This is a genomic window from Paracoccus luteus, assembly GCF_004522155.1.
Taxonomy (GTDB): Bacteria; Pseudomonadota; Alphaproteobacteria; order Rhodobacterales; family Rhodobacteraceae; genus Paracoccus; species Paracoccus luteus.
Window position 1 is genome coordinate 14,475 of the sequence record NZ_SDEA01000001.1, and the last position, 24,064, is coordinate 38,538.

Below are 24,064 nucleotides of genomic sequence, written 5' to 3' on the forward strand. Positions count from 1 at the left end.
CTCAGCCCTCCAGCGTCCTGGCGGCGTCGTGGATCGCGGCGCGGATGCGGTGATATGTGGCGCAGCGGCAGGCGTTGCCCGCCATCGCCTCGTCGATCTGGTCATCCGACGGCGCGGGCAACTGCTGCAGCAGCATCGTCGCGCTCATCACCTGGCCGGACTGGCACCAGCCGCATTGCGGCACGTCCAGCGCCCGCCATGCGGTCTGGATGGCGTCGAACTCGGGGCCGGCCATGCCCTCGATGGTGGTGATGTCCGCGCCGTCGATCATGCCGACGGGGGTGACGCAGGACCGGCGCGGGGCGCCGTCCATCATCACCGTGCAGGCGCCGCATTGCGCCACGCCGCAGCCGAACTTGGTTCCGGTCAGGCGCAGCTCGTCGCGCAGCACCCACAGCAGCGGCGTGTCGGGATCGACGTCCAGCGTGCGTTCGGTGCCGTTGATGGTCAGTGTCGTCATGGCCTGGCTCCGTTGCTGGGCAGCGGCATGTTAGCCCCGAATCGCCTGCGGCAAAAGCGCGCACCGCCCGTCCGGTGAAATCCGCAGCCGCCGCCCACGCGCCCCGGCGATATTTTCACGCCCGCTTGCCACCTTTTGCCCCATCCCGCGCGTTGGGGGACGCTGCAGCTTTCGGGTTGCGCCGACGGCCCGAACAAGTCCCGCTGGGGGCAGGCCCATCAGGAGAGTGCAGATGAAAAGAATCACGACAATCGCCACGGCCCTGCTGATCGGGCTCGCCTCGCAGGCGGCGGCGCGCGACATCGTGGTGTCGTCCAAGATCGACACCGAGGGCGGGCTGCTGGGCAACGTCATCCTGCTGGCGCTGGAAAACGCCGGGATGCCGGTCCAGAACCGGCTGCAACTGGGCGGCACGCCCATCGTGCGCGACGCCATCACCTCGGGGCAGATCGACGTCTATCCCGAATACACCGGCAACGCCGCGTTCTTTCACAATCAGGCCGACAGCCCCGTGTGGAAGGACGCGGCCAAGGCCTATGCAACGGCGGCCGAGCTGGACCGCGCGCAGGACATCGTCTGGCTGACGCCCGCGCCCGCCAACAACACCTGGGCCATCGCCGTGCGCCGCGACGTGGCCGACCAGAACAAGCTGGCCACCATGTCGGATTTCGGCGCCTGGGTGGCGGGGGGCGGGCAGGTGAAGCTGGCGGCCTCGGCCGAGTTCGTGACCTCGCCCGCCGCCTTGCCCGCGTTCCAGTCCACTTACGGGTTCCAGCTGGACCCCGCGCAGCTGGTGCAGCTGTCGGGCGGCGACACGGCGGCCACCATCGCCGCCGCCGCGCAGCAGACCTCGGGGGTGAACGCCGCGATGGTCTATGGCACCGACGGCGGGATCGAGCCTGCGGGGCTGGTCGTGATGACCGACGACAAGGCCGTGCAGCCGTTCTATCAGCCCGCGGCCGTGGTGCGCGCCCCGGTGCTGGCCGAATATCCGCAGATCGCCGAGGTGCTGGACCCGATCTTCGCCGGCTTTGACCTTGCCACGTTGCAGGGCCTGAACGCCCGCATCCAGGTCGGCGGCGAACCTGCGGCCGCCGTGGCGCGCGATTACCTGACGCAGCAGGGCATCCTCAAGTGAGGCGCCGGCGCGGCGCAGCGGGATGATCGAGGCGACGCGACCCACGACCGGCACGCGGCTGCCGCTCAGCCGCCCCGGCGTGCTGTTTGCGCTCGTCGGGCTGGTCGGTCTGGCGCTGCCGCTGGTGCAGTTCCGCGCCAACCGCATCGTCGCGGGCGAGGGCGCGGGCCTGCCCGCCGCGCTGGGCGCGACGGGCTGGGCGGTGGCGGCGGCGCTGGCCGCGGCGCTGATGGCGGGCGTTGCCGCGCGCATGACGCCGGGCCTGCGGCTGCTGATCGCGCTGGCGGGAACGCTTGCATCGGTCGCCGTGCTGGGCGCGGCCGCTGGCGCCCTGACCCCGCCCGGCGACGGCATCGCGCGGGTGTCGCCCGCCGCCGGTTTCTGGCTGCTGGCGCTGGCCTTTGCGCTGGCCGCCGCCGACGCGCTGGCGCGCATCGACCTTGCGCCGTGGCAACGCTGGGCGCTGCTGCTGGGGGCGGTCGCGGCGGTGGCGCTGATCCTGCGGTCGGGTCTGCTGGACGACGTGTCGGTCATGCGCGAATACCACGCCCGCCGCGACGTCTTCGCGCGAGAGGCGGCGCGCCACCTGATGCTGGCCTTCGGCTCGCTGGGGGCGGCGCTGGCGCTGGGGCTGCCGCTGGGCATCGCCGTCCATCAGGTGCCGCGGCTGCGGGCGGGGGTGCTGGGGGCGCTGAACATCGTCCAGACGATCCCGTCGCTGGCGCTGTTCGGCATCATGATCCCGCTGTTCGGCTGGGTCGCGGCCACCGTGCCCGGCGCGGCGGCGGCGGGCGTCGCGGGGATCGGGGCGTTTCCGGCGCTGGTCGCGCTGTTTCTCTATTCGCTGTTGCCGGTGGTGTCGAACATGGTCGTGGGCCTGTCCGCCGTTCCCGCGGCCGTCCGCGACGCCGCCGCCGGGCTGGGCATGACCCGCGCGCAGGTGCTGGCGCAGGTGATGATCCCGCTGACGCTGCCGGTGCTGCTGGCGGCGGTGCGGATCGTGCTGGTGCAGAACATCGGGCTGGCGGTGATCGCCGGGTTGATCGGCGGCGGGGGCTTCGGCAGCTTTGTCTTTCAGGGGCTGAACCAGACGGCGATGGACCTTGTCCTGCTGGGCGCGCTGCCGACCATCGCGCTGGCGCTGTTGTCCGGCATCGCGCTGGACCTGCTGGTTGCGCAGTTGGACGGACGACGGGGGCGCGGCGCATGATCCGGATCGAGCATCTGACGAAGCGATACGGCACCCGCGCGGTGGTCGAGGACGTCAGCCTGACGGTCGAGCGGGGACAGATCGCCGCGCTGGTCGGCACCTCGGGGTCGGGCAAGACGACGCTGTTGCGGATGATCAACCGGCTGGTGCAGCCGACGGCCGGGCGGGTGCTGATCGACGGCACCGACACGGCGACCCTGCCGCCCCACCTGCTGCGCCGCCGCATCGGATACGCGATCCAGGGTCACGGGCTGTTCCCGCATCGCACGGTGGCGCAGAACATCGCCACCGTGCCGCGCCTGCTGGGCTGGGACGCGGACCGAATCCGGGCGCGGGTGGACGAGCTGCTGGCCCTGTTCCAGCTGCCCCCGGCCGAGTTCCGCGACCGCCTGCCGCACCAGCTGTCGGGCGGCCAGCAGCAGCGCGTCGGCGTCTCGCGCGCGCTGGCCGCCCGGCCCGAGCTGTTGCTGATGGACGAGCCGTTCGGCGCGCTGGACCCGGTGATCCGCGCCAGCGCGCAGGCCGACCTGCGCCGCATCCAGCGCGATCTGGGCACGACGCTGGTCATCGTGACCCACGACATCGACGAGGCGATGGCGCTGGGGGACCGCATCGGCGTGATGGACCGCGGCCTGTTGCTGCAATACGCCGCCCCCGGCGCGATCCTGACCGCGCCCGCGACACCGTTCGTCGCCCGGCTGATCGGCACCGACCAGCGGCCGTTCCACCTGCTGTCGCTGACCCGCGTGGCGGATATTGCGACGCCGGGCATGGCCGGCGGCGCCCCGGTGCCGGCCGACGCCACGCTGCGCGACGCGCTGGCGCTGTGCCTGTGGTCGGGGCGCGACGCCCTGCCGGTCGAGGGCGGCGGCGTCGTCACGCTGGACGCGCTGCGCCGCGCCGCCCGGCCGGACGGCCGCCCTGATGACGGCCCCCCGGACGGCGGGGCCGCCGGATGATCGGGGCCGCGCGGTGATCGGCCGCGTCGCGCTGGCGCTGGCGGCGGCGGGACTGGCGGCGTTCCTGCTGTGGCCCCAAGCGTTCGCGCCGCTGCTGCGCCCGCTGACCCAGAACGGCGCGCCGCCGATCTATACCCAGACCAGCCTGCTGGCGCTGACGCTGTGGCATCTGGCGCTGGTGGCGGCGGCGGTCGCGGCCTCGGCCACTCTGGCGGTGGGGCTGGGCATCCTTGTGACGCGGCCGGGCTGGCGCGATTTCCTGCCTCTGGCGCGCACCGTTACCTCGGTCGGCCAGACGTTTCCGCCCGTCGCGGTGCTGGCGCTGGCGGTGCCGCTGATGGGTTTCGGCTCTGGTCCGACGCTGCTGGCGCTGTTCCTCTATGGGCTGCTGCCGATCTTTGAAAACACGCTGGCCGGGCTGACGAACCTGCCGCCCGCGGTGGCCGAGGCGGCGCGCGGCATGGGCATGACGCCCGCGCAACGGCTGGTGCAGGTCGAACTGCCGTTGGCGCTGCCGGTCATCCTGGCCGGGGTGCGGCTGTCGGCGGTGATCGCGCTGTCCACCGCGACCATCGGATCGACCGTGGCCGCGCGCACGCTGGGCGAGGTCATCATCGCCGGGCTGCTGTCGTCGAACACGGCCTTTGTCGTGCAGGGGGGCGTTGTCGTGGGCGTGCTGGCGCTGCTGATCCACGCGGGGTTCGTCTGGCTGGAACGGCGGCTGTCGGCCTGATCGGCCTGCGCGTCACAGGCAGGCGGTCACGCCGCCGTCGACATAAAGGATGTGCCCCGTCACAAAGCTGGCGGCGTCCGAACACAGGAACACCGCAGGGCCGCCCAGCTCCCCCACCTCGCCCCAGCGGCGCAGCGGGGTGCGGTTTTCCAGCCACCCCGAGAATGCCGCGTCCGCCGCCAGCGCCGCGTTCAGCTCGGTGCGGAAATAGCCGGGCGCAAGGCCGTTGACGCGGATGCCATGCGGCCCCCAGTCGGTGGCCATGCCCTTGGTCAGCATCTTCAGCCCGCCCTTGGACGCGGCATAGGGCGCGATGCCGGGGCGGGTCAGTTCGCTTTGGACCGAGCAGACGTTGACGATCACCCCCCGCCGTCGGGCGATCATCCCGCGCGCGACCGCCTGTCCGACCCGGAACGCCGCCGTCAGGTTGGTGGCGATGACCTCGTCGAAGGTTTCGGGCGGAAAGCTTTCCAGCGCGCCGCGGCGCTGGATGCCGGCGTTGTTGATCAGGATGTCCAGCGGCGCGGCATCCTCGATGGCCGCGATCTGCGCCGCCAGCGCGTCGGGGGCGTCCAGCACGTCGAACGGGGCGGCGCTCACCTCCAGCCTCTCGGCCGCCAGCGTGGCGCGGGCGGCGTCCAGCCGCGCCGGGTCGCGGCCGTTCAGCACGACGCGCGCGCCTGCGCGCCCCAGCGCGCGGGCAAGGCCCAGCCCGATCCCGGCGCTGGACCCGGTGACCAGCGCCGTCCGGCCGGTCAGGCCGAAACCCCTGTCAGACATTCGACCAGCCGCCGTCGATGGCGATGGCCTGCCCGGTCACGAACCCCGATTCGTCGGACCCCAGATAGACCGCCAGCGCCGCGATCTCGTCGGGCTGGCCAAGCCGGCCCATCGGCTGGCGCGCGACAAAGGCCGTGCGGGCGGCGGTTTCGTCCCCCGTCGCCCGCAGCCGGTCGGTCAGCGAGGGGCTGTCCACCGTGCCGGGGCAGATGGCGTTGCAGCGGATGCCCTGGGTCACATAGTCGGCGGCGATGGACTTGGTCATCCCGATCACCGCCGCCTTGGTCACGCCATAGACAAAGCGGTTCGGCGCCGCGATGACCGAGCTTGCGACCGACGCCACGTTGACGATCGACCCGGCCCCCGCCGCCAGCATCGCGGGCAGCAGGGCGCGGGTGACGTTATACGGCCCGGTCACGTTCAGCCCGACGGAAAAGTCCCACGCCGTCCGGTCGCAATCCATGATCGCGCCGTGGTGGACGAAGCCCGCGCAGTTGAACAGGATGTCCACCGTGCCCGCCTCGGCCGCCGCCGCGGCGACCTGATCGGGATCGGTCACGTCCAGCCGGCGCACCGTTATCCCCGCGTCGGCCAGCGGCCGCAGCGCGTCCGCGTCGATGTCGGTGGCGATGACCTCGGCCCCTTCGGCGGCGAAGGCGCGTGCGGTCGCCAGCCCGATGCCCGCGCCCGCGGCGGTGACAAAGGCGCGCTTGCCCTGCAGCCGCATCGCCCCTAGCCCCGCCCGATGAACGGCATGTTGGTCGCCATCACCGTCATGAACTGCACGTTCGCGCCCTCGGGCATGCCGGCCATGTGCCAGACGGCGCGCGCGACCTCGACCGCGTCCATCACCGGTTCGACCCGCGTGGACCCGTCGGCCTGGGTCACGCCCTTGGTCTGGGCGGCGGCCATGTCGGTCAGGGCGTTGCCGATGTCGATCTGGCCGCAGGCGATGCCGAACGGGCGGCCGTCCAGCGACACGGTGCGGGTCAGCCCGGTGACGGCGTGTTTCGACACCGTATAGGCGACCATGCCCGGTCGCGGCACATGCGCGCTGATCGAGCCGTTGTTGATGATCCGCCCGCCCTGCGGCGACTGCGCGCGCATCTGGCGGAACGCGGCGCGGGCGCAAAGGAACATCCCCGTGACGTTCACGTCGATGACGGTGCGCCAGTCGTCAAGGGTGGTTTCGTCCACGCTGCGCGGCGGCACGTTGGCGCCCGCGTTGTTGAACAGCACGTCGATGCGGCCCCATTCGGCGGCGGCGCGGGCGAAGGCCGCGTCCACCGCGCCCTCGTCGGTCACGTCGCAGGGCAGGACCAGCGCGCCGTCGTGACCCCCGCCCGCCTCGGCCAGCGCGTCCTGGCGCCGGCCGATCAGCCCGACGCGCCAGCCGTTCTGCAGGAAATGCCGCGCGGTGACGCGGCCGATGCCGCTGCCCGCGCCGGTGATGATGATGGATTGCTCGGTCATGTCCGTCCCTTAATGATTGTCGCGGGGCAGGGTGCGGGCGACCCGCTGGAACGCCGTGGCGCGTTCCAGGCAGCCGCCGTCGGCCAGCTGCCCCACCTCGCGGCGATAGATGTCCTCCCACGGGGTCTGGTTGACCATCTGCGGCGCGGTCCAGGCCGCCTTGCGCGCCTGCCATTCGGCATCGTCCACCAGCGCGTCCAGCCGCCCGGCCGTCAGGTCCAGCCGCACCGTGTCGCCGGTCTGCAGATAGGCGAGCCCGCCACCCACCACCGATTCGGGCGAGGCGTTCAGGATCGACGGGCTTTCCGAGGTGCCCGACTGCCGCCCGTCGCCCACGGTGGGCAGGTGCTTGATGCCCATCTTCAGGATCGCGTCCGGCGGCTGCATGTTCACAACCTCGGCCGAGCCGGGATAGCCGATGCAGCCGACGTTGCGCACGAACATCATCGTCTGCTCGTCGATGCCCAGGCTCTCGTCGTTGATGCGGGCGTGGTAATCCTCGGGGCCCTCGAACACGACCGCGCGCGCCTCGAAGACGCCGTTGCGCAGGAACCGGCGGCGGAAATCCTCGGATATGACGCTGGTCTTCATCAGGGCGCTGTCGAACAGGTTGCCGGTCAGCACGACGAAACCGGCGTTCTCGCGCAGGGGGCGGGACACGGGGCGGATCACCTCGGGGTCGCGGCTTTCCCAGCCCTTCAGGTTCTCGCCCATCGGGCGGCCGGTGGCGGTCATCGCGCCCTCGCGGATCAGGCCCGCGCGGGCCAGTTCGCCCATCACGGCGGGCACGCCGCCGGCGCGGAAAAAGCTTTCGCCCAGGTATTCGCCCGCCGGCTGCATGTTGACCAGCAGCGGGATTTCCAGCCCGATGGTCTGCCAGTCGCGCACGTCCAGCTGAACCCCCATGTGACGGGCCACGGCCTGCAGGTGCGGCGGGGCGTTGGTCGATCCGCCGATTGCCGAGTTCACGACGATCGCATTCTCGAACGCGGCGCGGGTCATGATGTCGCTGGGCTTCAGGTCGTCCAGCACCATCTGCACGATGCGCTTGCCGGTCTCGTAGGCCATCGCCATGCGCTCGCGGAAGGGCGCGGGAATGGCGGAGCAGCCGGTCAGCGACATCCCCAGCGCCTCGGCCATCGCGTTCATGGTGCTGGCGGTGCCCATCGTGTTGCAGTGGCCAAGGCTGGGGGCGCTGGCGCAGACGCGGCTGATGAACTCGTCATAGTCGATCCTGCCCTCGGCCAGCAGGCGGCGGCTTTCCCAGACGATGGTGCCCGACCCGGCGCGCTGTCCCTGCCACCAGCCGTCCAGCATCGGGCCGCCGTTCAGGGTGATCGCCGGAATGTCCACCGTCGCCGCGCCCATCAGCATCGCGGGCGTGGTCTTGTCGCAGCCGGTGGTCAGCACCACCCCGTCCAGCGGGTATCCGTGCAGCACCTCGACGAGGCCCAGATAGGCCAGGTTGCGGTCCAGCGCAGCGGTCGGGCGCTTGCCGGTCTCCTGGATCGGGTGGACCGGAAACTCCATCGGGACGCCGCCCGCCTCGCGGATGCCGGCCTTGATGCGGTCCATCAGGAAGACGTGGATCTTGTTGCAGGGCGACAGATCGCTGCCGGTCTGGGCAATGCCGATGATCGGGCGTTCGGCGGTCAGCTCCTCACGCGTGAAGGTGCTGTTCTGATAGCGTTCCAGATACAGCGCCGTCATGCCGGGGTTGTTGGGGTTGTCGAACCATTCCTGGCTGCGGAAACGCTTGTTGGCGCGGGTGTCGGACATGGGGGGCGATCCTTTGGCGGTCCGCCGGGATCGTAGCGCAAGCCGCAGGCAAGGCAAGGGCGGGCAGCAACGATGTATGCATTGCGTGGCCGTGGGCAGGTGCCGGGTGAAATCGCTTGACGCTGCGGCGCTGCGATGGTGCGTATACACTGCGGAACGCCAAAGGGGGATCACATGAAGGTTCTGGTCATCGGCGCGGCGGGCATGGTCGGCCGCCGCCTGTGCGAACGGCTGCTGGCCGCGGGAACGCTGGACGGGCAGGCCATCACCGCGCTGACCGTGTTCGACGTGGTGGACGCGGGCCTGCCGGCGGGCGCGTTCCCGGTCGATGAGATCGCGGGCGACATCGCCGACCGCGACACCGTGGCCCGGCTGGTCGCGCCCCGGCCGGACCTGATCTTTCACCTCGCCGCCATCGTCTCGGGCGAGGCCGAGGCCGAGTTCGACAAGGGCTATCGCATCAACCTGGACGGCACCCGCCACCTGTTCGAGGAGATCCGCGCCCAGGGGCCGGACTATCGGCCGCGCGTGGTCTATACCTCGTCCATCGCGGTGTTCGGCGCGCCGTTCCCTGACCGCATCGGCGACGATTTCGTCAACGCGCCGCTGACCAGCTATGGCACGCAGAAGATGATCGGCGAGCTGTTGCTGAACGACTATACCCGCAAGGGCATCCTTGACGGCGTGGGCATCCGGCTGCCGACCATCGTCGTGCGGCCCGGCAAGCCGAACAAGGCGGCCTCGGGGTTCTTTTCGGGCATCATCCGCGAACCTCTGGCCGGGCAGGACGCGGTGCTGCCGGTCGAGGATGACGTGCGCCACTGGGTCGCCTCGCCCGACGCGGCGGTCGGTTTCCTGATCCACGCGGCGACGATGGACCTGTCGGGGCTGGGGCCGCGCCGCTGCCTGACCATGCCGGGCCTGTCGATGACGGTGGGCGAGATGCTGCAATCGCTTGCCCGCGTGGCCGGTCCCGATGCGGCGGGCCGCGTCCGGCGGGTGCCGGACGAAACCATCCGGGGCATCGTCGCGGGATGGCCGCGCGATTTCGCCCCCGAACGCGCGCTGGCGGCGGGGTTCACCGCGGATGCCAGCTTTGACGACATCGTGCGCGCCCACATGCGCGACAGCGGTTATGCCGCAGGGGGGCAGGGGAACGGACAGCATGGGCAGCGGGATGGTGGCGCAGACGGCTGACCCGCCCGAACCGGGCGCGCGCACCCGGCCCGAGGGCTGGCCCGGCCGCGACGGGTCGGCGCGCGTCGGGCGGCCGTTGCCGACGCTGACCGGGCTTGCCGCGCTGGGGGCGCGGGACCGCGCCTATCACCATCTGCGCCACCGCATCCTGACCGGCAGCCTTGCGCCGGGCACCACGCTGCTGGAAACCGAACTGGCGGCGCTGCTGGGCGTATCGCGCACCCCCGTGCGCGAGGCGACGATCCGCCTGGCCGAGGAAGGGCTGGTCGAGATCCGCCCCCGCCACGGCGTGCGCGTCCGCGGCCTGACGCTGGCCGACGTGCGCGACATCCTGGACGTGTTCTCGGCGCTCGAGGTGCGGGCGGTGGAGCTGGTCGCCCGCCGGGGCCTTGCCGCGGACGAGGGGCGGGTGCTGACCGCCCTGCTGGCCCGGATGGAGCGGGCGACCGCCGCGGGCGACATCGCCGCCTGGTCGGACCTGGACGACGATTTTCATTCCGCCATCGTGGGGCTGTGCGGCAACCCGCGCCTGCTGGGCACGCTGGGCGAATACTGGGGCCAGCAGTTCCGCGCCCGCGCGCTGATCGTGCCGCTGCGGCCGGCGCCGGTGCAGTCGGACACCGAGCACCGCGCCATCGTGGCGGCGCTGATCGCGGGCGACGCGGGCCGCGCCCGGATGCTGCACGCCGCCCACCGCGACCGCGCCGACGCCCAGCAGATGGACCTGATGCGGCGCAGCCTTGGGGCCGGCGGCCACGTCTGACGCAACCAGCACCGCAGGAGACAGCATGAACCAGATCGACCTTTCCGACCGCCGCGCCGTCGTCACCGGCGGCGCGCAGGGCATCGGCCTTGCCATCGCCCGCCGGTTCGCCGCCAGCGGCGCGACCGTGGAACTGTGGGACCGCGAGGCCGCGCGGCTGGACGCCGCCGTGGCCGAAATTGGCCCCGCCGCCAGCGCCCGGGTCGTGGAACTGACCGACGACGCCGCGGTCGCGGATGCCGCGCGCGCGGCCGGCGCGGTGGACATCCTGGTCAACAACGCCGGGATCACCGGCGGCAACGGCAAGCTGTGGGAACTGGACCCCGCCGTCTGGCGGCAGGTGATGGAGGTCAACCTGACCGCCCCCTATCTGGTCTGCCGCGCGCTGGTCCCCGGCATGGTCGAACGGGGCTATGGGCGCATCGTCAACGTCGCCTCCGTCGCGGGGAAAGAGGGCAACCCCAACGCCTCGCATTACTCGGCGTCCAAAGCCGGGGTGATCGCGTTGACCAAGTCGCTGGGCAAGGAACTGGCGGGCACCGGCGTCATCTGCAACTGCATCACGCCCGCCGCCGCCCGCACGCCGATCTTTGACCAGATGAGCCAGGCGCATATCGACTATATGCTGTCGAAAATCCCCCTGAACCGCTTCCTCGAGGTGGACGAGGTCGCGGCCCTTGTCGCGTGGCTGTCGTCGGCGGACTGCAGCTTTTCCACGGGCGCGGTGTTCGACATCTCGGGCGGGCGGGCGACCTATTGATGTATACATAGTTTCGCGCGCCTGATGTCGGAGTAGGGCAAATAAAGCTTGCGCGGCGGGATGTGCTTTGCAACGCTGCCCTGACAACGGATACCCTGGGGAGGGGACTAGTTGGCTTCCGTAACGATTGATGACGTCCGCAAGTCCTATGGCGCGGTCGAGGTGCTGCATGGCGTCAGCATCCCGATCGACGAAGGCGAATTCGTCGTCCTGGTCGGCCCATCGGGCTGCGGGAAATCGACGCTGCTGCGGATGCTGGCGGGGCTGGAACACATCACCTCGGGGCGCATCCTGATCGGGGATCGGGTGGTCAACGACCTGCCGCCCAAGGATCGCGACATCGCGATGGTGTTCCAGAACTATGCGCTTTATCCGCATCTGACCGTGGCCGAGAACATGGGCTTTTCGCTGAAGCTGGCGGGCGAAAAGCGCGCGGCGATCGCCGAAAAGGTGCGCCCGGCGGCGGAAATCCTGGGCCTTGCGCATCTGCTGGACCGCTATCCGCGGATGCTGTCGGGCGGCCAGCGCCAGCGCGTCGCGATGGGCCGCGCCATCGTGCGCGACCCGCAGGTGTTCCTGTTCGACGAGCCGCTGTCGAACCTGGACGCGAAACTTCGCGTGTCCATGCGGACCGAGATCAAGAACCTGCACCAGCGCCTGAAGACGACGACCGTCTATGTCACCCACGACCAGATCGAGGCGATGACGATGGCCGACAAGATCGTCGTCATGCACGACGGCCGCGTCGAACAGATCGGCGCGCCGCTGGAACTGTATGACCGGCCCGCGAACCTGTTCGTCGCGGGTTTCATCGGCAGCCCGGCGATGAGCATGATCCACGGCACGCTGGCCGAGGACGGCGCCTTCGCCGCCGCCGACGGCACGCGCCTGCCTGTCGCCGACACCGGCCGCGCACGCGCCGGCCAGCCCCTTGTCTATGGCATCCGCCCCGAGGCGATGAGCCCCGGCGGAACGATCCCCCTGCGGGTCGAGGTGACGGAACCGACCGGGTCCGAGACCTATGTCGTGGGCACGATGGGCGGGACCGGCATCACCGGCGTCTTCCGCGACCGCATCGCGGTGGCGCCCGGCGGCACGCTGGACATCGGCATCGACCCGTCCGCCGTGCATCTGTTCGATGCCGGCAGCGGGCAGCGCCTGACGCGCTGACAAGGCAAACCTGTCGCGCCCGACGAGCGAGGCGCGAAGGACGAAAGGCGGGCCAGTCCGCCGCCAGCACGAGGAGGAATACATGACGATCGACCGCAGAACGCTGCTGAAAGGTTCGGCCGCGATGGTGGCGGCGGGCGCGCTGGTCGGGCCGTTCGGGGCCCGCCGCGCCGCCGCGCAGGCCGCAAGCCCCGCCGCCGGCGCCGCGATGTTCACCCCCGAAGAGGGCGCGTCCCTGCGCCTGCTGCGCTGGGTGCCCTTCGTCAAGGGCGAGGAGGAGGCGTGGAACGCCAACACCAAGGCGTTCACCGACGCGACCGGCGTGCAGGTCACCATCGACCAGGAAAGCTGGGAGGACGTCCGCCCCAAGGCCGCCGTCGCCGCCAACGTGGGTTCCGGCCCCGACATGGTGATGAGCTGGTTCGACGACCCCTTCCAATATCCCGACAAGCTGGTGGACGTGACCGACCTGTGCACCGCATTGGGCGAGGCGCACGGCGGCTGGTATGACGGGCTGGCGGCCTATGGCCAGCAGGATGGCAAGTGGATTTCCACGCCCCTTTGCGCCATCGGCAACGCCGTCTGCTATCGCGACAGCCACATGAAGGCGGCGGGTTTCGACCAGTTCCCGGCCGACACCGACGGCTTCCTCGCGCTCTGCACCGCGCTGAAGGAAAAGGGCACGCCGGCCGGTTTCCCGCACGGCAAGGCGGTGGGCGACGGCAACAACTATGCCCACTGGCTCTTGTGGTCGCACGGCGGGCAGACGGTGAACGAGGCGGGCGAGGTCACGATCAACAGCCCCGAGACGTTGGCCGCCATCGACTATGCCAAGAAGCTCTACGCGACCTTCATCCCCGGCACGGAAAGCTGGCTGGACATCAACAACAACCGCGCCTTCCTTGCCGGTGAGGTGTCGCTGACCGCCAACGGCGTGTCGCTGTATTACGCGGCGACGAAAGACCCCGCGATGGCCGAGATCGCTGCCGACATCCGCACGGTGAACCTGCCGGTCGGGCCGGTCGGCAAGTCGGTGGAACTGCACCAGACCTCGACCATCTCGATCTTCAACCACTGCAAGTTCCCGAACGCGGCCAAGGCGTATCTCGAGTTCATGTATCGGTCGGAAAACATGAACCGCTGGCTTGAGGCCGCCAGCGCCTATTGCTGCCAGGCGCTGAAAGAGTTTGCGGCGAACCCGGTCTGGACCTCGAACCCGATCCACGCGCCCTATGCCAAGGCATCGGAATCGCTGCGGGTGAACGGCTATGCCGGGCCGCTGGGACCGGCGTCGGCGGGCGCGATGGCCGATTACGTGCTGGTCGACATGTTCGCCGAGGCCGTGACCGGCCAGCGCACCCCGGAAGAGGCGATCGCCAACGCCGAACGCCGCCTGCAGCGTTACTATCGCTGATCCGTCGGCCGGCGGCGGCCCCGTCGCCGCCGGTCCCCCGCACGCATGCCGGAAATCCCCATGACCAGATCGTCCGCCACCGACGACGCAGCGCAGCGCAGGCCGGGCCTGATGGCGCGGCTGTCCCAAAGCCGCAACGGGTTGGGCTTTCTGTTCATGCTGCCCGCCGCGATCTTTCTGCTGTTCTTCCTGACCTATCCGCTGGGCCTTGGCGTCTGGCTGGGGTTCACCGACACCAAGATCGGCCGCAGCGGCGTCTTTGTCGGGCTTGAGAATTACCGCTGGCTGTTCGACGACCCGGTGTTCTGGCTCGCGGTGTTCAACACGCTGTTCTACACCGTGTTCGCGTCGATCGCGAAATTCGCGCTGGGCCTGTGGCTGGCGATGCTGCTGAACCGGCACCTGCCGTTCAAGAACTTTTTCCGCGCCATCATCCTGCTGCCCTGGGTGGTGCCCACGGTGCTGTCGGCGATGGCCTTCTGGTGGATCTTCGACAGCCAGTTTTCCATCATCTCGTGGGTGCTGATGCGGACCGGGTTCATCGACGCGCCGATCAACTTTCTGGGCGACCCGTGGAACGCGCGCTGGTCGGTGATCGCGGCCAACATCTGGCGCGGCATCCCGTTCGTCGCCATCTCGCTGCTGGCCGGGCTGCAGACCATCCCGCAGTCGCTGAACGAGGCCGCGGCCATCGACGGCGCGACGCCGTGGCAGCGTTTCACCAAGGTCACGCTGCCGCTGCTGACCCCGATCATCGCGGTGGTGATGACGTTCTCGGTGCTGTTCACCTTCACCGATTTCCAGCTGATCTATGTGCTGACCCGCGGCGGGCCGGTGAACGCCACCCACCTGATGGCCACGCTGTCGTTCCAGCGCGCCATCCCCGGCGGCCAGCTGGGCGAGGGGGCGGCCATCGCGGTGGCCATGATCCCGTTCCTGCTGGCGGCGATCCTGTTCAGCTTTTTCGGCCTGCAGCGCCGCAAGTGGCAGCAGGGCAACGATTGAAAGGGGCGCATCATGGCGACCGAGGATAATGTCAGCGCGCTGGAACAGTTCGAAAGCCCGGCCCGCCGCATCCTGATGGTCTGGCTGCCGCTGGCGGTGTTCGTCTTCGTTCTGCTGTTCCCGTTCTACTGGATGGCGATCACGGCGGTCAAACCGGACAACCAGCTGACCGACTACAACAACTACAGCCCGTTCTGGGTGGTCGGGCCGACGCTGGATCACATCAGGTTCCTGCTGTTCGAGACGACCTATCCCCGCTGGATGTGGAACACGGTGATCGTGTCGGTCGCGTCCACCGTGATCTCGCTGGTGGCGGCGGTGCTGGCCGCCTATGCGATCGAGCGGCTGCGCTTTCGCGGGTCGCGCGTCACCGGGCTGCTGATCTTTCTGGCCTATCTGGTGCCGCCGTCGATCCTGTTCATCCCGCTGGCCTTCATCGTGTTCCAGGTCGGCATCTTCGACTCGCGCCTCGCGCTGATCCTGACCTATCCGACCTTCCTGATCCCGTTCTGCACCTGGCTGCTGATGGGCTATTTCCGGTCGATCCCGTATGAGCTTGAGGAATCCGCCCTGGTGGACGGCGCAACGCGCTGGCAGATCCTGACCAAGATCGTCCTGCCGCTGGCGGTGCCGGGGCTGATCTCGGCCGGCATCTTCGCCTTTACGCTGTCGTGGAACGAGTTCATCTATGCGCTGACCTTCATTTCCAGTTCCGAAAACAAGACCGTGCCGGTGGGGGTGCTGACGGAACTGGTGCGGGGCGACATCTATGAATGGGGCGCGCTGATGTCGGGGGCGCTGCTGGGTTCGCTGCCGGTGGTGATCCTGTATTCGTTCTTCGTGGATTATTACGTCTCGTCGATGACCGGGGCCGTCAAGGAATGACGGTGTGGCGCGCCGCTGCGCCCGGTGGCGCGGCATGACCCCGGCGCTGGGCTGCATCGCCGATGACGTGACCGGCGCGTCCGATCTGGCCGCGCTGCTGGCGCGCAGCGGGGCGCGCGTCTCGCTGCGCTTTGGCGTGCCGGACGCGGACGAGGATGCCGACGAGATCGAGGTCATCGCGCTGAAGATCCGCACCGTGCCGGTGGCCGAGGCCGTCGCGCAGGCACGGGCGGCGCTGGGCTGGCTGCGCGCGGCCGGGGCGCGGCGGTTCTTCTGGAAATACTGCTCGACCTTCGACAGCACCCCGCAGGGCAACATCGGCCCCGTGGCCGAGGCGCTGACGGCCGATCTGGGCGCGCCCGCCACGATCTATGCGCCGTCATTTCCCGAAAACGGCCGCACCGTCTGGATGGGCAACCTGTTCGTCGGCCGCCAGCCGCTGGCCGAAAGCCCGATGCGCGACCACCCGCTGACGCCCATGCGCGACAGCGACCTGACGCGGCTGCTGGGCCGCCAGGTGCGCGGCCGGGTCGGGCTGGTGGACGGGCCGACCGTGGCGCAGGGGCCGGACGCGATCCGCGCGGCGTTCGACGCGGCCGTGGCGGACGGCGTGGCGCATGTCGTCGCCGACGCGGTGGATGACGCCGGGCTGGACGCCATCGCCGCGGCCTGCGCGGACCTGCCGCTGCTGACCGGGGGCAGCGCGCTGGCCCGCCCGCTGCCGGCCCTGCTGCGCGCGGCGGGCGAACTGGCGCCGCCGGCGGCGGCCGCATCGCTGGCGCTGCCGGCCGGTCCGGCGCTGGTGCTGTCGGGCAGCTGTTCTGCAATGACGCGCCGGCAGGTCGCCGCGATGATCGACGCGGGCGCCCCGGCCCTGCGGCTGGACCCGCTGGCCATCGCGCGGGACGGCATCGCCGCGGCCCGCGACTGGCTGGCCGCACAGACGCCCGACCGCCCTGCGCTGGTCTATGCCACCGCCGACCCCGACGCCGTGCGGCAGGCGCAGGACCGGCTGGGGCGCGAGGCTGCGGGCAGCCTGGTCGAGGATGCGATGGCGCGCCTGGCGCAGGACGCCCGCGCCCGCGGCGTCACCCGCATCGTCGTCGCGGGCGGCGAGACGTCGGGCGCGGTCGTGGCGGCGCTGGGCGTGCGGCGGCTGGCGATCGGACGCGAGATCGCGCCCGGGGTGCCGTGGACGCGGGCGCAGGATGCGGCGGGGCCGTTCGGGCTGGCGCTGAAATCCGGCAACTTCGGCGGCCCGGAGTTCTTTGCGCAGGCGCTGGCGGCGGCCTCAGCGGCCTAGCGTCGCCATCCACCCCAGCGAGGCGTCGGTGTCCCCCGGCGGCCGGTATTCCGCGCCCACCGGCCGGGTCCAGCCGATGTCGTCCAGCACCGCGCAGATGTGGCGGTAATCCAGCTCTCCGTGATCGGGCGCGCCGCGGTCGGGGACGGCGGCGACCTGCACATGGCCGATGATGCCCGCCATGTCGCGCAGGCGGCGCGTGATGTCGCCGTCCACGATCTGCAGGTGATAGCAGTCGAACATCAGTTTCAGGTTGGGCCGCCCCAGCGCGCCGATCAGCGCCGCCGCCTGATCCGATCCGCGCAGGAAACAGCCGGGCGCGTCGCGGGGGTTCAGCGGCTCGATCAGCACGGTCAACTCGGGGGCGCTGTCGCAGGCGTGGGCCAGGCTGGCGCGGAACGCGGCATCGGCGGCGGGACCATCCGCCACGCCCGCCATGACGTGGATCGCGCCCGCGCCGATGGCGCGGGCATAGGCGATGGTGGCGTCGATCTCGGCCCGCGCCTCGGCCTCGCGCCCCGGCAGGGCGGACAGCCCGTTTTCGCCCGGCCGCCCGCGCCGCGTGTTCATCCCCAGCATCGCAAGGCCGGTGTCCGCCAGCGCCGCGGCGATCGCATCCGGCGGCGTGTCATGGGGCCAGTGACATTCGACCGCGTCGAACCCCGCCGCCGCCGCCGCGCGGATCGCGCCGGGCAGCGGCCGGTCCGCCCACAGAAAGCCCAGATTGGCGGAAAATCGCGTCATGTGTCCCACTCGATCCGGTGAACGGCGACAAGGTCGGCCACCTGTTCGGGCGTCAGCAGCCGGGGCGACAGCCCGCGGGTCAGCAGCGCCAGCCGGGCGGTCGCCTCAAGCTCTTCGATGGCGTTGCAGGCGGCCTCGATGCTGCGGCCCGCGACGACCGGGCCGTGGTTGGCCAGCAGCACCGCCGCGCGCTTGCCGCCCAGACCCCGCACCGCGTCGCCCATCGCCGCGTCGCCGGGGCGGAAATAGGGCAGCAGCCGCACCCGCCCCAGCTGCATGATCGCATAGGGCGTGATCGGCGGCAGCACGTCGTCGGGGTCGATGCCGGGCAGGGTGGACAGCGCGACGGCATGGCAGGAATGCAGATGCACGACGGCACCCGCCGACTGCCGCGTGGCATAGAATGCGGCGTGCAGCGCCATTTCCTTGGTCGGCGGATCGCCGTCCACTTGCCGCCCCGCCGCGTCGAACCGCGCCAGCCGCGCCGGGTCCAGCCGGCCAAAGCTTGTGCCCGTCGGCGACACGATCAGCCCGCCATCCTCCGTCCGGGCCGAGATGTTGCCCGTCGATCCATGCGTCGCGCCGCGGGAAAACAGCGACGCGGCCATGTCGCACAGCGTCTCGCGCAGGCGGGTTTCGGCGGGGGACATCGGGCCGCCCCGTCAGCCCGCCAGATCGGCGGGCATCATATAGTCGGGCAGGTTCTGGAAACACACCGGCCGCAGGAAGCGGCGGATCGACAGCGTGCCGACGCTGGTCGCGCCAAAGTTGGTGCTGGCCGGATAGGGGCCGCCGTGGACCATCGCGTCCGCGACCTCGACCCCGGTCGGAAAGCCGTTGGCCAGCACCCGCCCCGCCTTGCGCGCCAACAGCGGCAGCAGGCGGCGCGCCAGTTCGGCGTCGCCCGCGTCGGTCTGCAGCGTGGCGGTCAGCTGGCCGGGAAAGCCGCGCGCGATGCGTTCCATGTCGGCGCCCGAGGCGGCGCGGACGACCAGCCCCAGCGGGCCGAACACCTCTTCGGCCAGATGATCCTCGCCCAGGAATGCGTCGGCCGTCGTCTCATACAGGTTGGGCGCGGCGTTGCGCCCCTCGCTGGGCGATGTCGCCACGGCGGTCACGGCGTTGCTGCGGCCCATGCGCTCGACCCCCTCGCGATAGGCCTTGGCGATGCCCTGCGTCAGCATGGTCTGGGGGGCGACCTGTTCCAGCGCGGCGCGCGCGGCGGCGACCAGCCGGTCGGCGTCGGGCCCGTCCATGACAACCGCGATGCCGGGGTTGGTGCAGAACTGGCCCGCGCCCATCGTCAGCGACGCGGCCCAACCGGCGCCGATCTCGTCCGCGCGGGCGGCGGCGGCGGGCAGCACGAACATCGGGTTCACCGACCCCAGTTCCCCAAAGAACGGGATCGGCTCGGGTCGGGCGGCGCACAGGTCAAAGAGCGCCCGTCCCCCCGCCAGCGACCCGGTGAAGCCCACGGCCTTGATGCGCGGGTCGGTCACCAGCGCCTCGCCGACCTTGCGGTCGCCGCCCTGGATCAGGGCAAAGACGCCTGCGGGCATGCCGGTGCGCAGGATGGCGGCCAGCACCGCCTCGGCCACGATCTCGGCGGTGCCGGGGTGGGCGGAATGGCCCTTGACGACGACCGGGCAGCCTGCGGCCAGCGCCGCCGCCGTGTCGCCCCCGGCGGTCGAGAAGGCCAGCGGAAAGTTCGACGCGCCGAACACCGCGACCGGCCCGACCGGCAACTGGATCACCCGCAATTCCGGGCGCGGGGCGGGCTGGCGGTCGGGCAGGGCGGCATCGACGCGGCGGTCGAGATAGTCGCCCTTGCGGATGTGGTCCGCGAACAGCCGCAGCTGCCCGGTCGTGCGCCCGCGTTCCCCGTTCAGCCGCGCCGCCGGCAGGCCGCTTTCCTGCGTGCCGATTTCGATGATGGCGTCGGCCCGCGCCTCGATCTCGTCGGCGATGGCGTCAAGGAATGCGGCGCGGTCGGTGCGCGTGGTGGCGGCAAAGGCGTCGAACGCGGCATCGGCCGCGGCGCAGGCCTGCGCGACCAGCTCCGGCGTGCCGACGGCAAAGTCATGCGCCGGCCCGTGCGCCGGGTCCGAGGCGAAGCTGCGGTCCCCCCCGACCCACTGGCCGTCGATCAGGTGCTTGCCGTGCGGGGTGAATGTCATCGCGATCTCCTGCTTGCATGGGGGGCGGCGGGCGGTCAGCCTGACATGGCGGGTCGCGGGCGGTAAGTCAAATCTGGTATGCCAGATTGCGCCGCCCGGCGTGCTTGCATAGGCTGCGGGCGAGCCGACAGGGCGCGCGCGGACGCCAGCCGCGCGCAATCAAGGAGGAATGGCATGAAGCTGCTGCGCTATGGTCCCGCCGGGGCCGAGAAACCGGGCATCCTGGACGCCGACGGCCGGGTCCGCGACCTGTCGGGCGAAATCGCCGACATCGCGGACGACGTGCTGACGCCCGCGGGGCTGGCGCGGCTGGCGGCGCTGGACGTGGCGGCCCTGCCGCTGGTCGAGGGCACCCCGCAGCAGGATCTGCGCCTGGGCCCCTGCGTGGGCAATGTCCGCAAGTTCGTCGCCATCGGGCTGAACTATGCCGACCACGCCGCCGAATCGAACTTGCCCGTCCCGTCCGAGCCGGTGGTTTTCAGCAAGTGGACCAGCTGCATCATCGGTCCCGACGATGACGTCCAGATCCCCCGCGAATCGACCAGGACCGACTGGGAGGTCGAGCTGGGCGTCGTCATCGGCACGCCCGCGTCCGACGTGACCGAGGCCGAGGCGCTGGCCCATGTCGCCGGTTACTGCGTCGTCAACGACGTCAGCGAGCGCGAATGGCAGCAGGAGCGCGGCGGCACCTGGGACAAGGGCAAGGGCTTTGACACCTTCGGTCCCATCGGTCCGTGGATGGTCACCGCCGACGAGATCGCCGACCCGCAGGATCTGGCCATGTGGCTTGAGGTGGACGGCAAGCGCTATCAGGACGGTTCGACCCGGACGATGGTGTTCGGGGTCGCCACGCTGGTCAGCTATTGCTCGCGGCTGATGACGCTGATGCCGGGCGACATCATCACCACCGGCACGCCGCCCGGCGTCGGCATGGGGCAGAACCCCAAGGTGTTTCTGAAGGGCGGCGAGGTGATGCGCCTGGGCGTCGCGGGCCTGGGCGAACAGACCCAGCGCGTCCGCCCCGCTGTCTGAGGCAGGCGCCCTGCCGGACCCTGCGTCCGGCGGGCCAGCCCGCGATCCGGCGCGGCTGGGCGAGGCAGACATGGAACGCGCGGTGCGCGCCGGGCACGCGGTCAGCCGGCAGGTGATCCGCCGCCGCGGGGCGCTGGTCGATCTGGCGTGACCGGGGTCGCGGCTGAGGCCGTGGCCGCATCCGCCGGGCGCAGCTGCCGAACGATGTTGCGTTCCAGCCCGTCGAAATGCGACTCGATCGCGCGTTCCATCGCGGCCGCGTCGCGGGTCTGCAGGGCGTGCAGCATGGCGTCGTGATCGGCCAGCACGCGGCCCGCATCGGCGCGTTCGCGCGCCGACAGGAACCGGACGCGGAACAGCCGCGACAGATATTCGGCATGCGTCCGCGTCAGCGCCGCATTGTGGCCCGCCGCGACGATGGCGCGGTGCATCCGCATGTCCAGGTCGAACACATCCAGCGCGTCCCCCGCCGCGTGGTCGCGCGCCACGGCGGCGACAAGATCGGCGATGGCGGCGATCTCGGCCGGGGTGGCGTTCCGGCACGCCAGTTCGCCCGAAAACAGCTCAAGCCGGCGGAGGACGGCGATTTCGTCCAGCACCTCGGTCAGGTCGGGGTCGGCGACCAGCGGGCTGCGCAGCGGACGCAGCGTGACCAGCCCCTCTTGCGCCAGGATGCGCACCGCCTCGCGCAGGGGGGTGCGACTGACGCCCAGCCGGTCGGCCTGATCGCGTTCCTTGATGGCGCTGCCGGGGGCAAGGACGCCGGTCAGGATCTCGCGCCGCAGCAGCCGGGCGAGCGCCGCCGGGCGGGTCCGGTCTGCGGCCGCGTCCGGTCGGGTGCGGTCGGTCATGGCGTGTCCCCCGTTCGTGGTCCCGGTTGCGGCGCATCCGAAATGGTATACCATCCGCGCCGACAGCAACGCAAAGGGGCGAAAGCATGGCGTATGAGGGGATCTGGCCGGTTGCGCCGACACCGTTCACCGACGACGGCGCGGTGGATCTGGACGGCATGCGCCGGGTGCTGGACTGCATGGTCGACCAGGGCGTGGACGGCATCTGCATCCTGGCCAATTTTTCCGAACAGTTCCTGATCTCGGATGAAGAACGTGAGACGCTGACCCGGCTGTCGCTGGACCATGTGGCGGGCCGGGTGCCGGTGATCGTGACGATCAGCCATTACGCCACGCCCATCGCCGTGGACCGCGCCCGCCGCGCCAGGGCGCAGGGGGCGGCCATCGTGATGATGATGGCGCCCTATCACGGCGCGACCCTGCGCGGCACGGCCGAGCAGACCTTTGACCAGTTCCGCGCCGTGGGCGAGGCGGGCATCCCGATCATGGTGCAGGACGCGCCGATGTCGGGGGTGGATCTGCCGGTGCCGCTGCTGGTGCGGATGGCGCGCGAGATCGAGATGGTGAAGCTGTTCAAGATCGAATGTCCGCAGGCCGCCGCCAAGCTGCGCGCGCTGATCGCCGAAGGCGGCGACGCGATCGAGGCGCCGATGGACGGCGAAGAGGCGATCACCCTGCTGGCCGACCTGGACGCGGGCGCAACGGGGTCGATGACCTCGGCCATGATCCCCGACCAGATCAGGCCGGTGCTGACGAAATGGGCGGCCGGCGACCGCGACGGCGCGACCGCGGCCTATGCCCGCATCCTGCCGGCGGTGAACCACGAAAACCGCCAGTGCGGGTTCCGCGCCGCCAAGGCGGTGATGAAGGAAGGCGGCGTGATCGCGTCCGAGTTCTGCCGCCACCCGATCCCGCCGCTGCACCCGGCGACACGGGCGATGCTGCTGGATCTGGTGCGCCCGCTGGACCCGGTCGCGCTGCGCTGGGGCCGCTGATGGCGGAAAACGCAGGGGCCGGGACCGCGGTGGGCGCCGCAACCGGCGGTGCATCGCGCGCCGGGGCGTCCCGGCAGGCCGCCCTCGGCCTGCCCGGCGGCGGGCGCCCGGTCGGCCGCGTCTGGCGGCCGGGCATCGGGCCTGCGCTGGTCACCATCCGCGCGGGTTCCGTCATCGACGTGACCGCGCCCGAGGCGCCGACGATGCGCGACCTGCTCGAGATGGACGACCCCGCCGGCTGGCTGGATGCGCAGGCGGGCGAGCGGGTCTGCGCGCCGGATGATCTGGCGCAGGCGGGGCAGGGCGCGGACGACCTGCGCCTGCTGTCGCCCGCCGACCTGCAGGCGATCAAGGCCAGCGGCGTCACCTTCGCCGACAGCATGGTGGAACGGGTGATTGAGGAGCAGGCCGCGGGCGATCCCGACCGCGCCGGCGCGATCCGCGCCCGCATCGGCGCGGCCATCGGCGCCAATCTGCGCGGCATCGTCCCCGGTTCGCCCCGCGCGGCCGAGGTCAGGCGCGCCCTGCAGGCCGAGGGGCTGTGGTCGCAATACCTGGAAGTCGGCATCGGTCCCGACGCGGAAATCTTTACCAAGTGCCAGCCGATGGCCTCGGTCGGCTGGGGCGCGGACGTGGGACTGCATCCGATCAGCCGCTGGAACAACCCGGAACCGGAAATCGTGCTGGCCGTGGACAGCCGCGGCCGCATCAAGGGCGCGACGCTTGGCAACGACGTCAACCTGCGCGACGTCGAGGGGCGTTCGGCGCTGCTGCTGGGCAAGGCCAAGGACAACAACGCCAGCGCCGCCATCGGCCCGTTCATCCGTCTGTTCGACGAGACTTACGGCCTGGACGACGTGCGCCGGGCGGAACTGACCCTGCGGGTCGAGGGCGCGGACGGCTTTGTGCTGCAAGGCGCGTCGTCGATGGCGCGGATCAGCCGCGATCCCGCCGATCTGGTGGCGCAGGCCTGCGGGCGGCATCACCAGTATCCCGACGGGTTCATGCTGTATCTGGGCACGCTGTTCGCCCCCACGCAGGACCGCGACGCGCCGGGGCAGGGGTTCACGCACCACAGGGGCGACGTGGTCACTATTGCGGAACCCTCGCTGGGGGCGCTGGTCAACCGCGTGGCGCTGTCCACCGAATGCCCGGAATGGACGTTCGGCGCGGGCGCGCTGATGCGGAACCTTGCCGGACGGGGCCTGCTGGGCTGACCCCGCCCCGCCGCCCGCC

Annotated in this window: 24 protein-coding genes; 15 read left to right on the forward strand and 9 right to left on the reverse strand. The window is 71.0% G+C overall.

Features of this window, described 5'->3' with window-relative positions:
* Position 1: 1 nt before the first annotated feature.
* Positions 2-460, reverse strand: coding sequence for a (2Fe-2S)-binding protein (locus EPA64_RS00075; RefSeq protein WP_134724218.1), 459 nt, complete (start codon positions 458-460; stop codon positions 2-4).
* 232 nt (positions 461-692) lie between these two features.
* Between EPA64_RS00075 and osmF the strand changes: the two genes are divergently transcribed.
* Genes osmF through EPA64_RS00095 form a run of 4 tightly spaced genes read left to right on the forward strand, consistent with a single transcriptional unit; the run spans position 693 to position 4,500 of the window.
* Positions 693-1,598, forward strand: coding sequence for a glycine betaine ABC transporter substrate-binding protein OsmF (gene osmF / locus EPA64_RS00080; RefSeq protein ID WP_134724219.1), 906 nt, complete (start codon positions 693-695; stop codon positions 1,596-1,598).
* A gap of 22 nt (positions 1,599-1,620) precedes the next feature.
* Positions 1,621-2,808 carry an ABC transporter permease gene (locus EPA64_RS00085; protein WP_134724220.1) on the forward strand — a complete coding sequence of 396 codons (1,188 nt, stop codon included), beginning with the start codon at positions 1,621-1,623 and terminating at the stop codon, positions 2,806-2,808.
* Positions 2,805-3,767, forward strand: coding sequence for an ABC transporter ATP-binding protein (locus EPA64_RS00090; RefSeq protein WP_134724221.1), 963 nt, complete (start codon positions 2,805-2,807; stop codon positions 3,765-3,767). Before EPA64_RS00085 ends, EPA64_RS00090 begins: the two co-directional genes overlap by 4 nt.
* Positions 3,733-4,500 (forward strand): ABC transporter permease, encoded by a 768-nt coding sequence (locus EPA64_RS00095; RefSeq protein ID WP_134724222.1) that lies wholly within the window; start codon positions 3,733-3,735, stop codon positions 4,498-4,500. The genes EPA64_RS00090 and EPA64_RS00095 overlap by 35 nt, the downstream gene beginning before the upstream one ends.
* A 12-nt stretch (positions 4,501-4,512) precedes the next feature.
* Here the strand turns inward: EPA64_RS00095 and EPA64_RS00100 are convergent, their stop codons facing one another.
* From EPA64_RS00100 to EPA64_RS00115, 4 genes are read right to left on the reverse strand one after another with little or no spacing between them, the layout of a single operon-like run.
* Positions 4,513-5,280, reverse strand: a complete 768-nt coding sequence (locus EPA64_RS00100) for an SDR family oxidoreductase (protein ID WP_134724223.1) — start codon at positions 5,278-5,280, stop codon at positions 4,513-4,515.
* Positions 5,273-6,007, reverse strand: a complete 735-nt coding sequence (locus tag EPA64_RS00105) for an SDR family oxidoreductase (RefSeq protein WP_134724224.1) — start codon at positions 6,005-6,007, stop codon at positions 5,273-5,275. Before EPA64_RS00105 ends, EPA64_RS00100 begins: the two co-directional genes overlap by 8 nt.
* Positions 6,008-6,012: 5 nt before the next feature.
* Entirely contained in the window at positions 6,013-6,753 is a 741-nt protein-coding gene (locus tag EPA64_RS00110) for an SDR family oxidoreductase (protein WP_134724225.1), read from the reverse strand.
* Positions 6,754-6,762: 9 nt separating this feature from the next.
* Positions 6,763-8,532, reverse strand: a complete 1,770-nt coding sequence (locus EPA64_RS00115; RefSeq protein ID WP_134724226.1) for an IlvD/Edd family dehydratase — start codon at positions 8,530-8,532, stop codon at positions 6,763-6,765.
* Positions 8,533-8,706: 174 nt separating this feature from the next.
* Here EPA64_RS00115 and denD point away from each other — a divergent pair, with 174 nt between their 5' ends.
* The 8 genes from denD (at position 8,707) to otnK (ending at position 17,029) form a co-directional block, all read left to right on the forward strand.
* On the forward strand, positions 8,707-9,729 hold the full coding sequence (denD, locus tag EPA64_RS00120) for a D-erythronate dehydrogenase (protein ID WP_134724227.1): 1,023 nt from the start codon (positions 8,707-8,709) through the stop codon (positions 9,727-9,729).
* A complete protein-coding gene (locus EPA64_RS00125; RefSeq protein WP_220443682.1) occupies positions 9,698-10,492 on the forward strand; it encodes a GntR family transcriptional regulator in 795 nt (264 codons plus the stop codon). The genes denD and EPA64_RS00125 overlap by 32 nt, the downstream gene beginning before the upstream one ends.
* 25 nt (positions 10,493-10,517) lie before the next feature.
* Entirely contained in the window at positions 10,518-11,252 is a 735-nt protein-coding gene (locus EPA64_RS00130) for an SDR family NAD(P)-dependent oxidoreductase (protein WP_134724228.1), read from the forward strand.
* Positions 11,253-11,363: 111 nt separating this feature from the next.
* Complete coding sequence (locus EPA64_RS00135) at positions 11,364-12,422, forward strand: ABC transporter ATP-binding protein (RefSeq protein ID WP_134724229.1); 1,059 nt, start codon at positions 11,364-11,366, stop codon at positions 12,420-12,422.
* 82 nt (positions 12,423-12,504) lie between these two features.
* Positions 12,505-13,836: an ABC transporter substrate-binding protein gene (locus EPA64_RS00140; RefSeq protein WP_134724230.1), complete on the forward strand. Its 1,332-nt coding sequence runs from the start codon at positions 12,505-12,507 to the stop codon at positions 13,834-13,836.
* Positions 13,837-13,896: 60 nt separating this feature from the next.
* Positions 13,897-14,841: a carbohydrate ABC transporter permease gene (locus EPA64_RS00145; RefSeq protein WP_134724231.1), complete on the forward strand. Its 945-nt coding sequence runs from the start codon at positions 13,897-13,899 to the stop codon at positions 14,839-14,841.
* Positions 14,842-14,853: 12 nt separating this feature from the next.
* Entirely contained in the window at positions 14,854-15,726 is an 873-nt protein-coding gene (locus tag EPA64_RS00150; protein WP_134724232.1) for a carbohydrate ABC transporter permease, read from the forward strand.
* Positions 15,727-15,760: 34 nt separating this feature from the next.
* Positions 15,761-17,029: a 3-oxo-tetronate kinase gene (gene otnK / locus EPA64_RS00155; RefSeq protein ID WP_134724233.1), complete on the forward strand. Its 1,269-nt coding sequence runs from the start codon at positions 15,761-15,763 to the stop codon at positions 17,027-17,029.
* Here the strand turns inward: otnK and EPA64_RS00160 are convergent.
* Genes EPA64_RS00160 through EPA64_RS00170 form a run of 3 tightly spaced genes read right to left on the reverse strand, consistent with a single transcriptional unit; the run spans position 17,018 to position 19,950 of the window.
* Complete coding sequence (locus EPA64_RS00160; protein ID WP_134724234.1) at positions 17,018-17,773, reverse strand: hydroxypyruvate isomerase family protein; 756 nt, start codon at positions 17,771-17,773, stop codon at positions 17,018-17,020. The two genes, otnK and EPA64_RS00160, sit on opposite strands and share 12 nt — an antisense overlap.
* Positions 17,770-18,423: a 3-oxo-tetronate 4-phosphate decarboxylase gene (gene otnC / locus EPA64_RS00165; RefSeq protein ID WP_134724235.1), complete on the reverse strand. Its 654-nt coding sequence runs from the start codon at positions 18,421-18,423 to the stop codon at positions 17,770-17,772. The genes EPA64_RS00160 and otnC overlap by 4 nt, the downstream gene beginning before the upstream one ends.
* Before the next feature lie 12 nt (positions 18,424-18,435).
* Complete coding sequence (locus tag EPA64_RS00170; RefSeq protein ID WP_134724236.1) at positions 18,436-19,950, reverse strand: aldehyde dehydrogenase (NADP(+)); 1,515 nt, start codon at positions 19,948-19,950, stop codon at positions 18,436-18,438.
* Between the two features lie 174 nt (positions 19,951-20,124).
* Between EPA64_RS00170 and EPA64_RS00175 the strand changes: the two genes are divergently transcribed.
* Positions 20,125-20,982 carry a fumarylacetoacetate hydrolase family protein gene (locus tag EPA64_RS00175; RefSeq protein WP_134724237.1) on the forward strand — a complete coding sequence of 286 codons (858 nt, stop codon included), beginning with the start codon at positions 20,125-20,127 and terminating at the stop codon, positions 20,980-20,982.
* A 101-nt stretch (positions 20,983-21,083) separates the two neighbouring features.
* Here EPA64_RS00175 and EPA64_RS00180 read toward each other — a convergent pair whose 3' ends face one another.
* Positions 21,084-21,833, reverse strand: coding sequence for a GntR family transcriptional regulator (locus tag EPA64_RS00180; RefSeq protein WP_134724238.1), 750 nt, complete (start codon positions 21,831-21,833; stop codon positions 21,084-21,086).
* Positions 21,834-21,919: 86 nt separating this feature from the next.
* On the opposite strand from EPA64_RS00180, the gene EPA64_RS00185 reads away from it, so the two are divergent.
* Both EPA64_RS00185 and EPA64_RS00190 read left to right on the forward strand, forming a co-directional pair.
* Positions 21,920-22,828 carry a dihydrodipicolinate synthase family protein gene (locus tag EPA64_RS00185; RefSeq protein WP_134724239.1) on the forward strand — a complete coding sequence of 303 codons (909 nt, stop codon included), beginning with the start codon at positions 21,920-21,922 and terminating at the stop codon, positions 22,826-22,828.
* Positions 22,828-24,045, forward strand: a complete 1,218-nt coding sequence (locus EPA64_RS00190; RefSeq protein WP_134724240.1) for a fumarylacetoacetate hydrolase family protein — start codon at positions 22,828-22,830, stop codon at positions 24,043-24,045. The genes EPA64_RS00185 and EPA64_RS00190 overlap by 1 nt, the downstream gene beginning before the upstream one ends.
* Positions 24,046-24,064 lie beyond the last annotated feature (19 nt).

Excerpts from the sequence above, each read along its gene's own strand:
- EPA64_RS00075 (WP_134724218.1), bottom strand. The coding sequence starts at position 460 with ATGACGACACTGACCATCAACGGCACCGAACGCACGCTGGACGTCGAT.
- osmF (WP_134724219.1), top strand. The coding sequence starts at position 693 with ATGAAAAGAATCACGACAATCGCCACGGCCCTGCTGATCGGGCTCGCC.
- EPA64_RS00085 (WP_134724220.1), top strand. The coding sequence starts at position 1,621 with ATGATCGAGGCGACGCGACCCACGACCGGCACGCGGCTGCCGCTCAGC.
- EPA64_RS00090 (WP_134724221.1), top strand. The coding sequence starts at position 2,805 with ATGATCCGGATCGAGCATCTGACGAAGCGATACGGCACCCGCGCGGTG.
- EPA64_RS00095 (WP_134724222.1), top strand. The coding sequence starts at position 3,733 with ATGACGGCCCCCCGGACGGCGGGGCCGCCGGATGATCGGGGCCGCGCG.
- EPA64_RS00100 (WP_134724223.1), bottom strand. The coding sequence starts at position 5,280 with ATGTCTGACAGGGGTTTCGGCCTGACCGGCCGGACGGCGCTGGTCACC.
- EPA64_RS00105 (WP_134724224.1), bottom strand. The coding sequence starts at position 6,007 with ATGCGGCTGCAGGGCAAGCGCGCCTTTGTCACCGCCGCGGGCGCGGGC.
- EPA64_RS00110 (WP_134724225.1), bottom strand. The coding sequence starts at position 6,753 with ATGACCGAGCAATCCATCATCATCACCGGCGCGGGCAGCGGCATCGGC.
- EPA64_RS00115 (WP_134724226.1), bottom strand. The coding sequence starts at position 8,532 with ATGTCCGACACCCGCGCCAACAAGCGTTTCCGCAGCCAGGAATGGTTC.
- denD (WP_134724227.1), top strand. The coding sequence starts at position 8,707 with ATGAAGGTTCTGGTCATCGGCGCGGCGGGCATGGTCGGCCGCCGCCTG.
- EPA64_RS00125 (WP_220443682.1), top strand. The coding sequence starts at position 9,698 with ATGGGCAGCGGGATGGTGGCGCAGACGGCTGACCCGCCCGAACCGGGC.
- EPA64_RS00130 (WP_134724228.1), top strand. The coding sequence starts at position 10,518 with ATGAACCAGATCGACCTTTCCGACCGCCGCGCCGTCGTCACCGGCGGC.
- EPA64_RS00140 (WP_134724230.1), top strand. The coding sequence starts at position 12,505 with ATGACGATCGACCGCAGAACGCTGCTGAAAGGTTCGGCCGCGATGGTG.
- EPA64_RS00145 (WP_134724231.1), top strand. The coding sequence starts at position 13,897 with ATGACCAGATCGTCCGCCACCGACGACGCAGCGCAGCGCAGGCCGGGC.
- EPA64_RS00150 (WP_134724232.1), top strand. The coding sequence starts at position 14,854 with ATGGCGACCGAGGATAATGTCAGCGCGCTGGAACAGTTCGAAAGCCCG.
- otnK (WP_134724233.1), top strand. The coding sequence starts at position 15,761 with ATGACCCCGGCGCTGGGCTGCATCGCCGATGACGTGACCGGCGCGTCC.
- EPA64_RS00160 (WP_134724234.1), bottom strand. The coding sequence starts at position 17,773 with ATGACGCGATTTTCCGCCAATCTGGGCTTTCTGTGGGCGGACCGGCCG.
- otnC (WP_134724235.1), bottom strand. The coding sequence starts at position 18,423 with ATGTCCCCCGCCGAAACCCGCCTGCGCGAGACGCTGTGCGACATGGCC.
- EPA64_RS00170 (WP_134724236.1), bottom strand. The coding sequence starts at position 19,950 with ATGACATTCACCCCGCACGGCAAGCACCTGATCGACGGCCAGTGGGTC.
- EPA64_RS00175 (WP_134724237.1), top strand. The coding sequence starts at position 20,125 with ATGAAGCTGCTGCGCTATGGTCCCGCCGGGGCCGAGAAACCGGGCATC.
- EPA64_RS00180 (WP_134724238.1), bottom strand. The coding sequence starts at position 21,833 with ATGACCGACCGCACCCGACCGGACGCGGCCGCAGACCGGACCCGCCCG.
- EPA64_RS00185 (WP_134724239.1), top strand. The coding sequence starts at position 21,920 with ATGGCGTATGAGGGGATCTGGCCGGTTGCGCCGACACCGTTCACCGAC.
- EPA64_RS00190 (WP_134724240.1), top strand. The coding sequence starts at position 22,828 with ATGGCGGAAAACGCAGGGGCCGGGACCGCGGTGGGCGCCGCAACCGGC.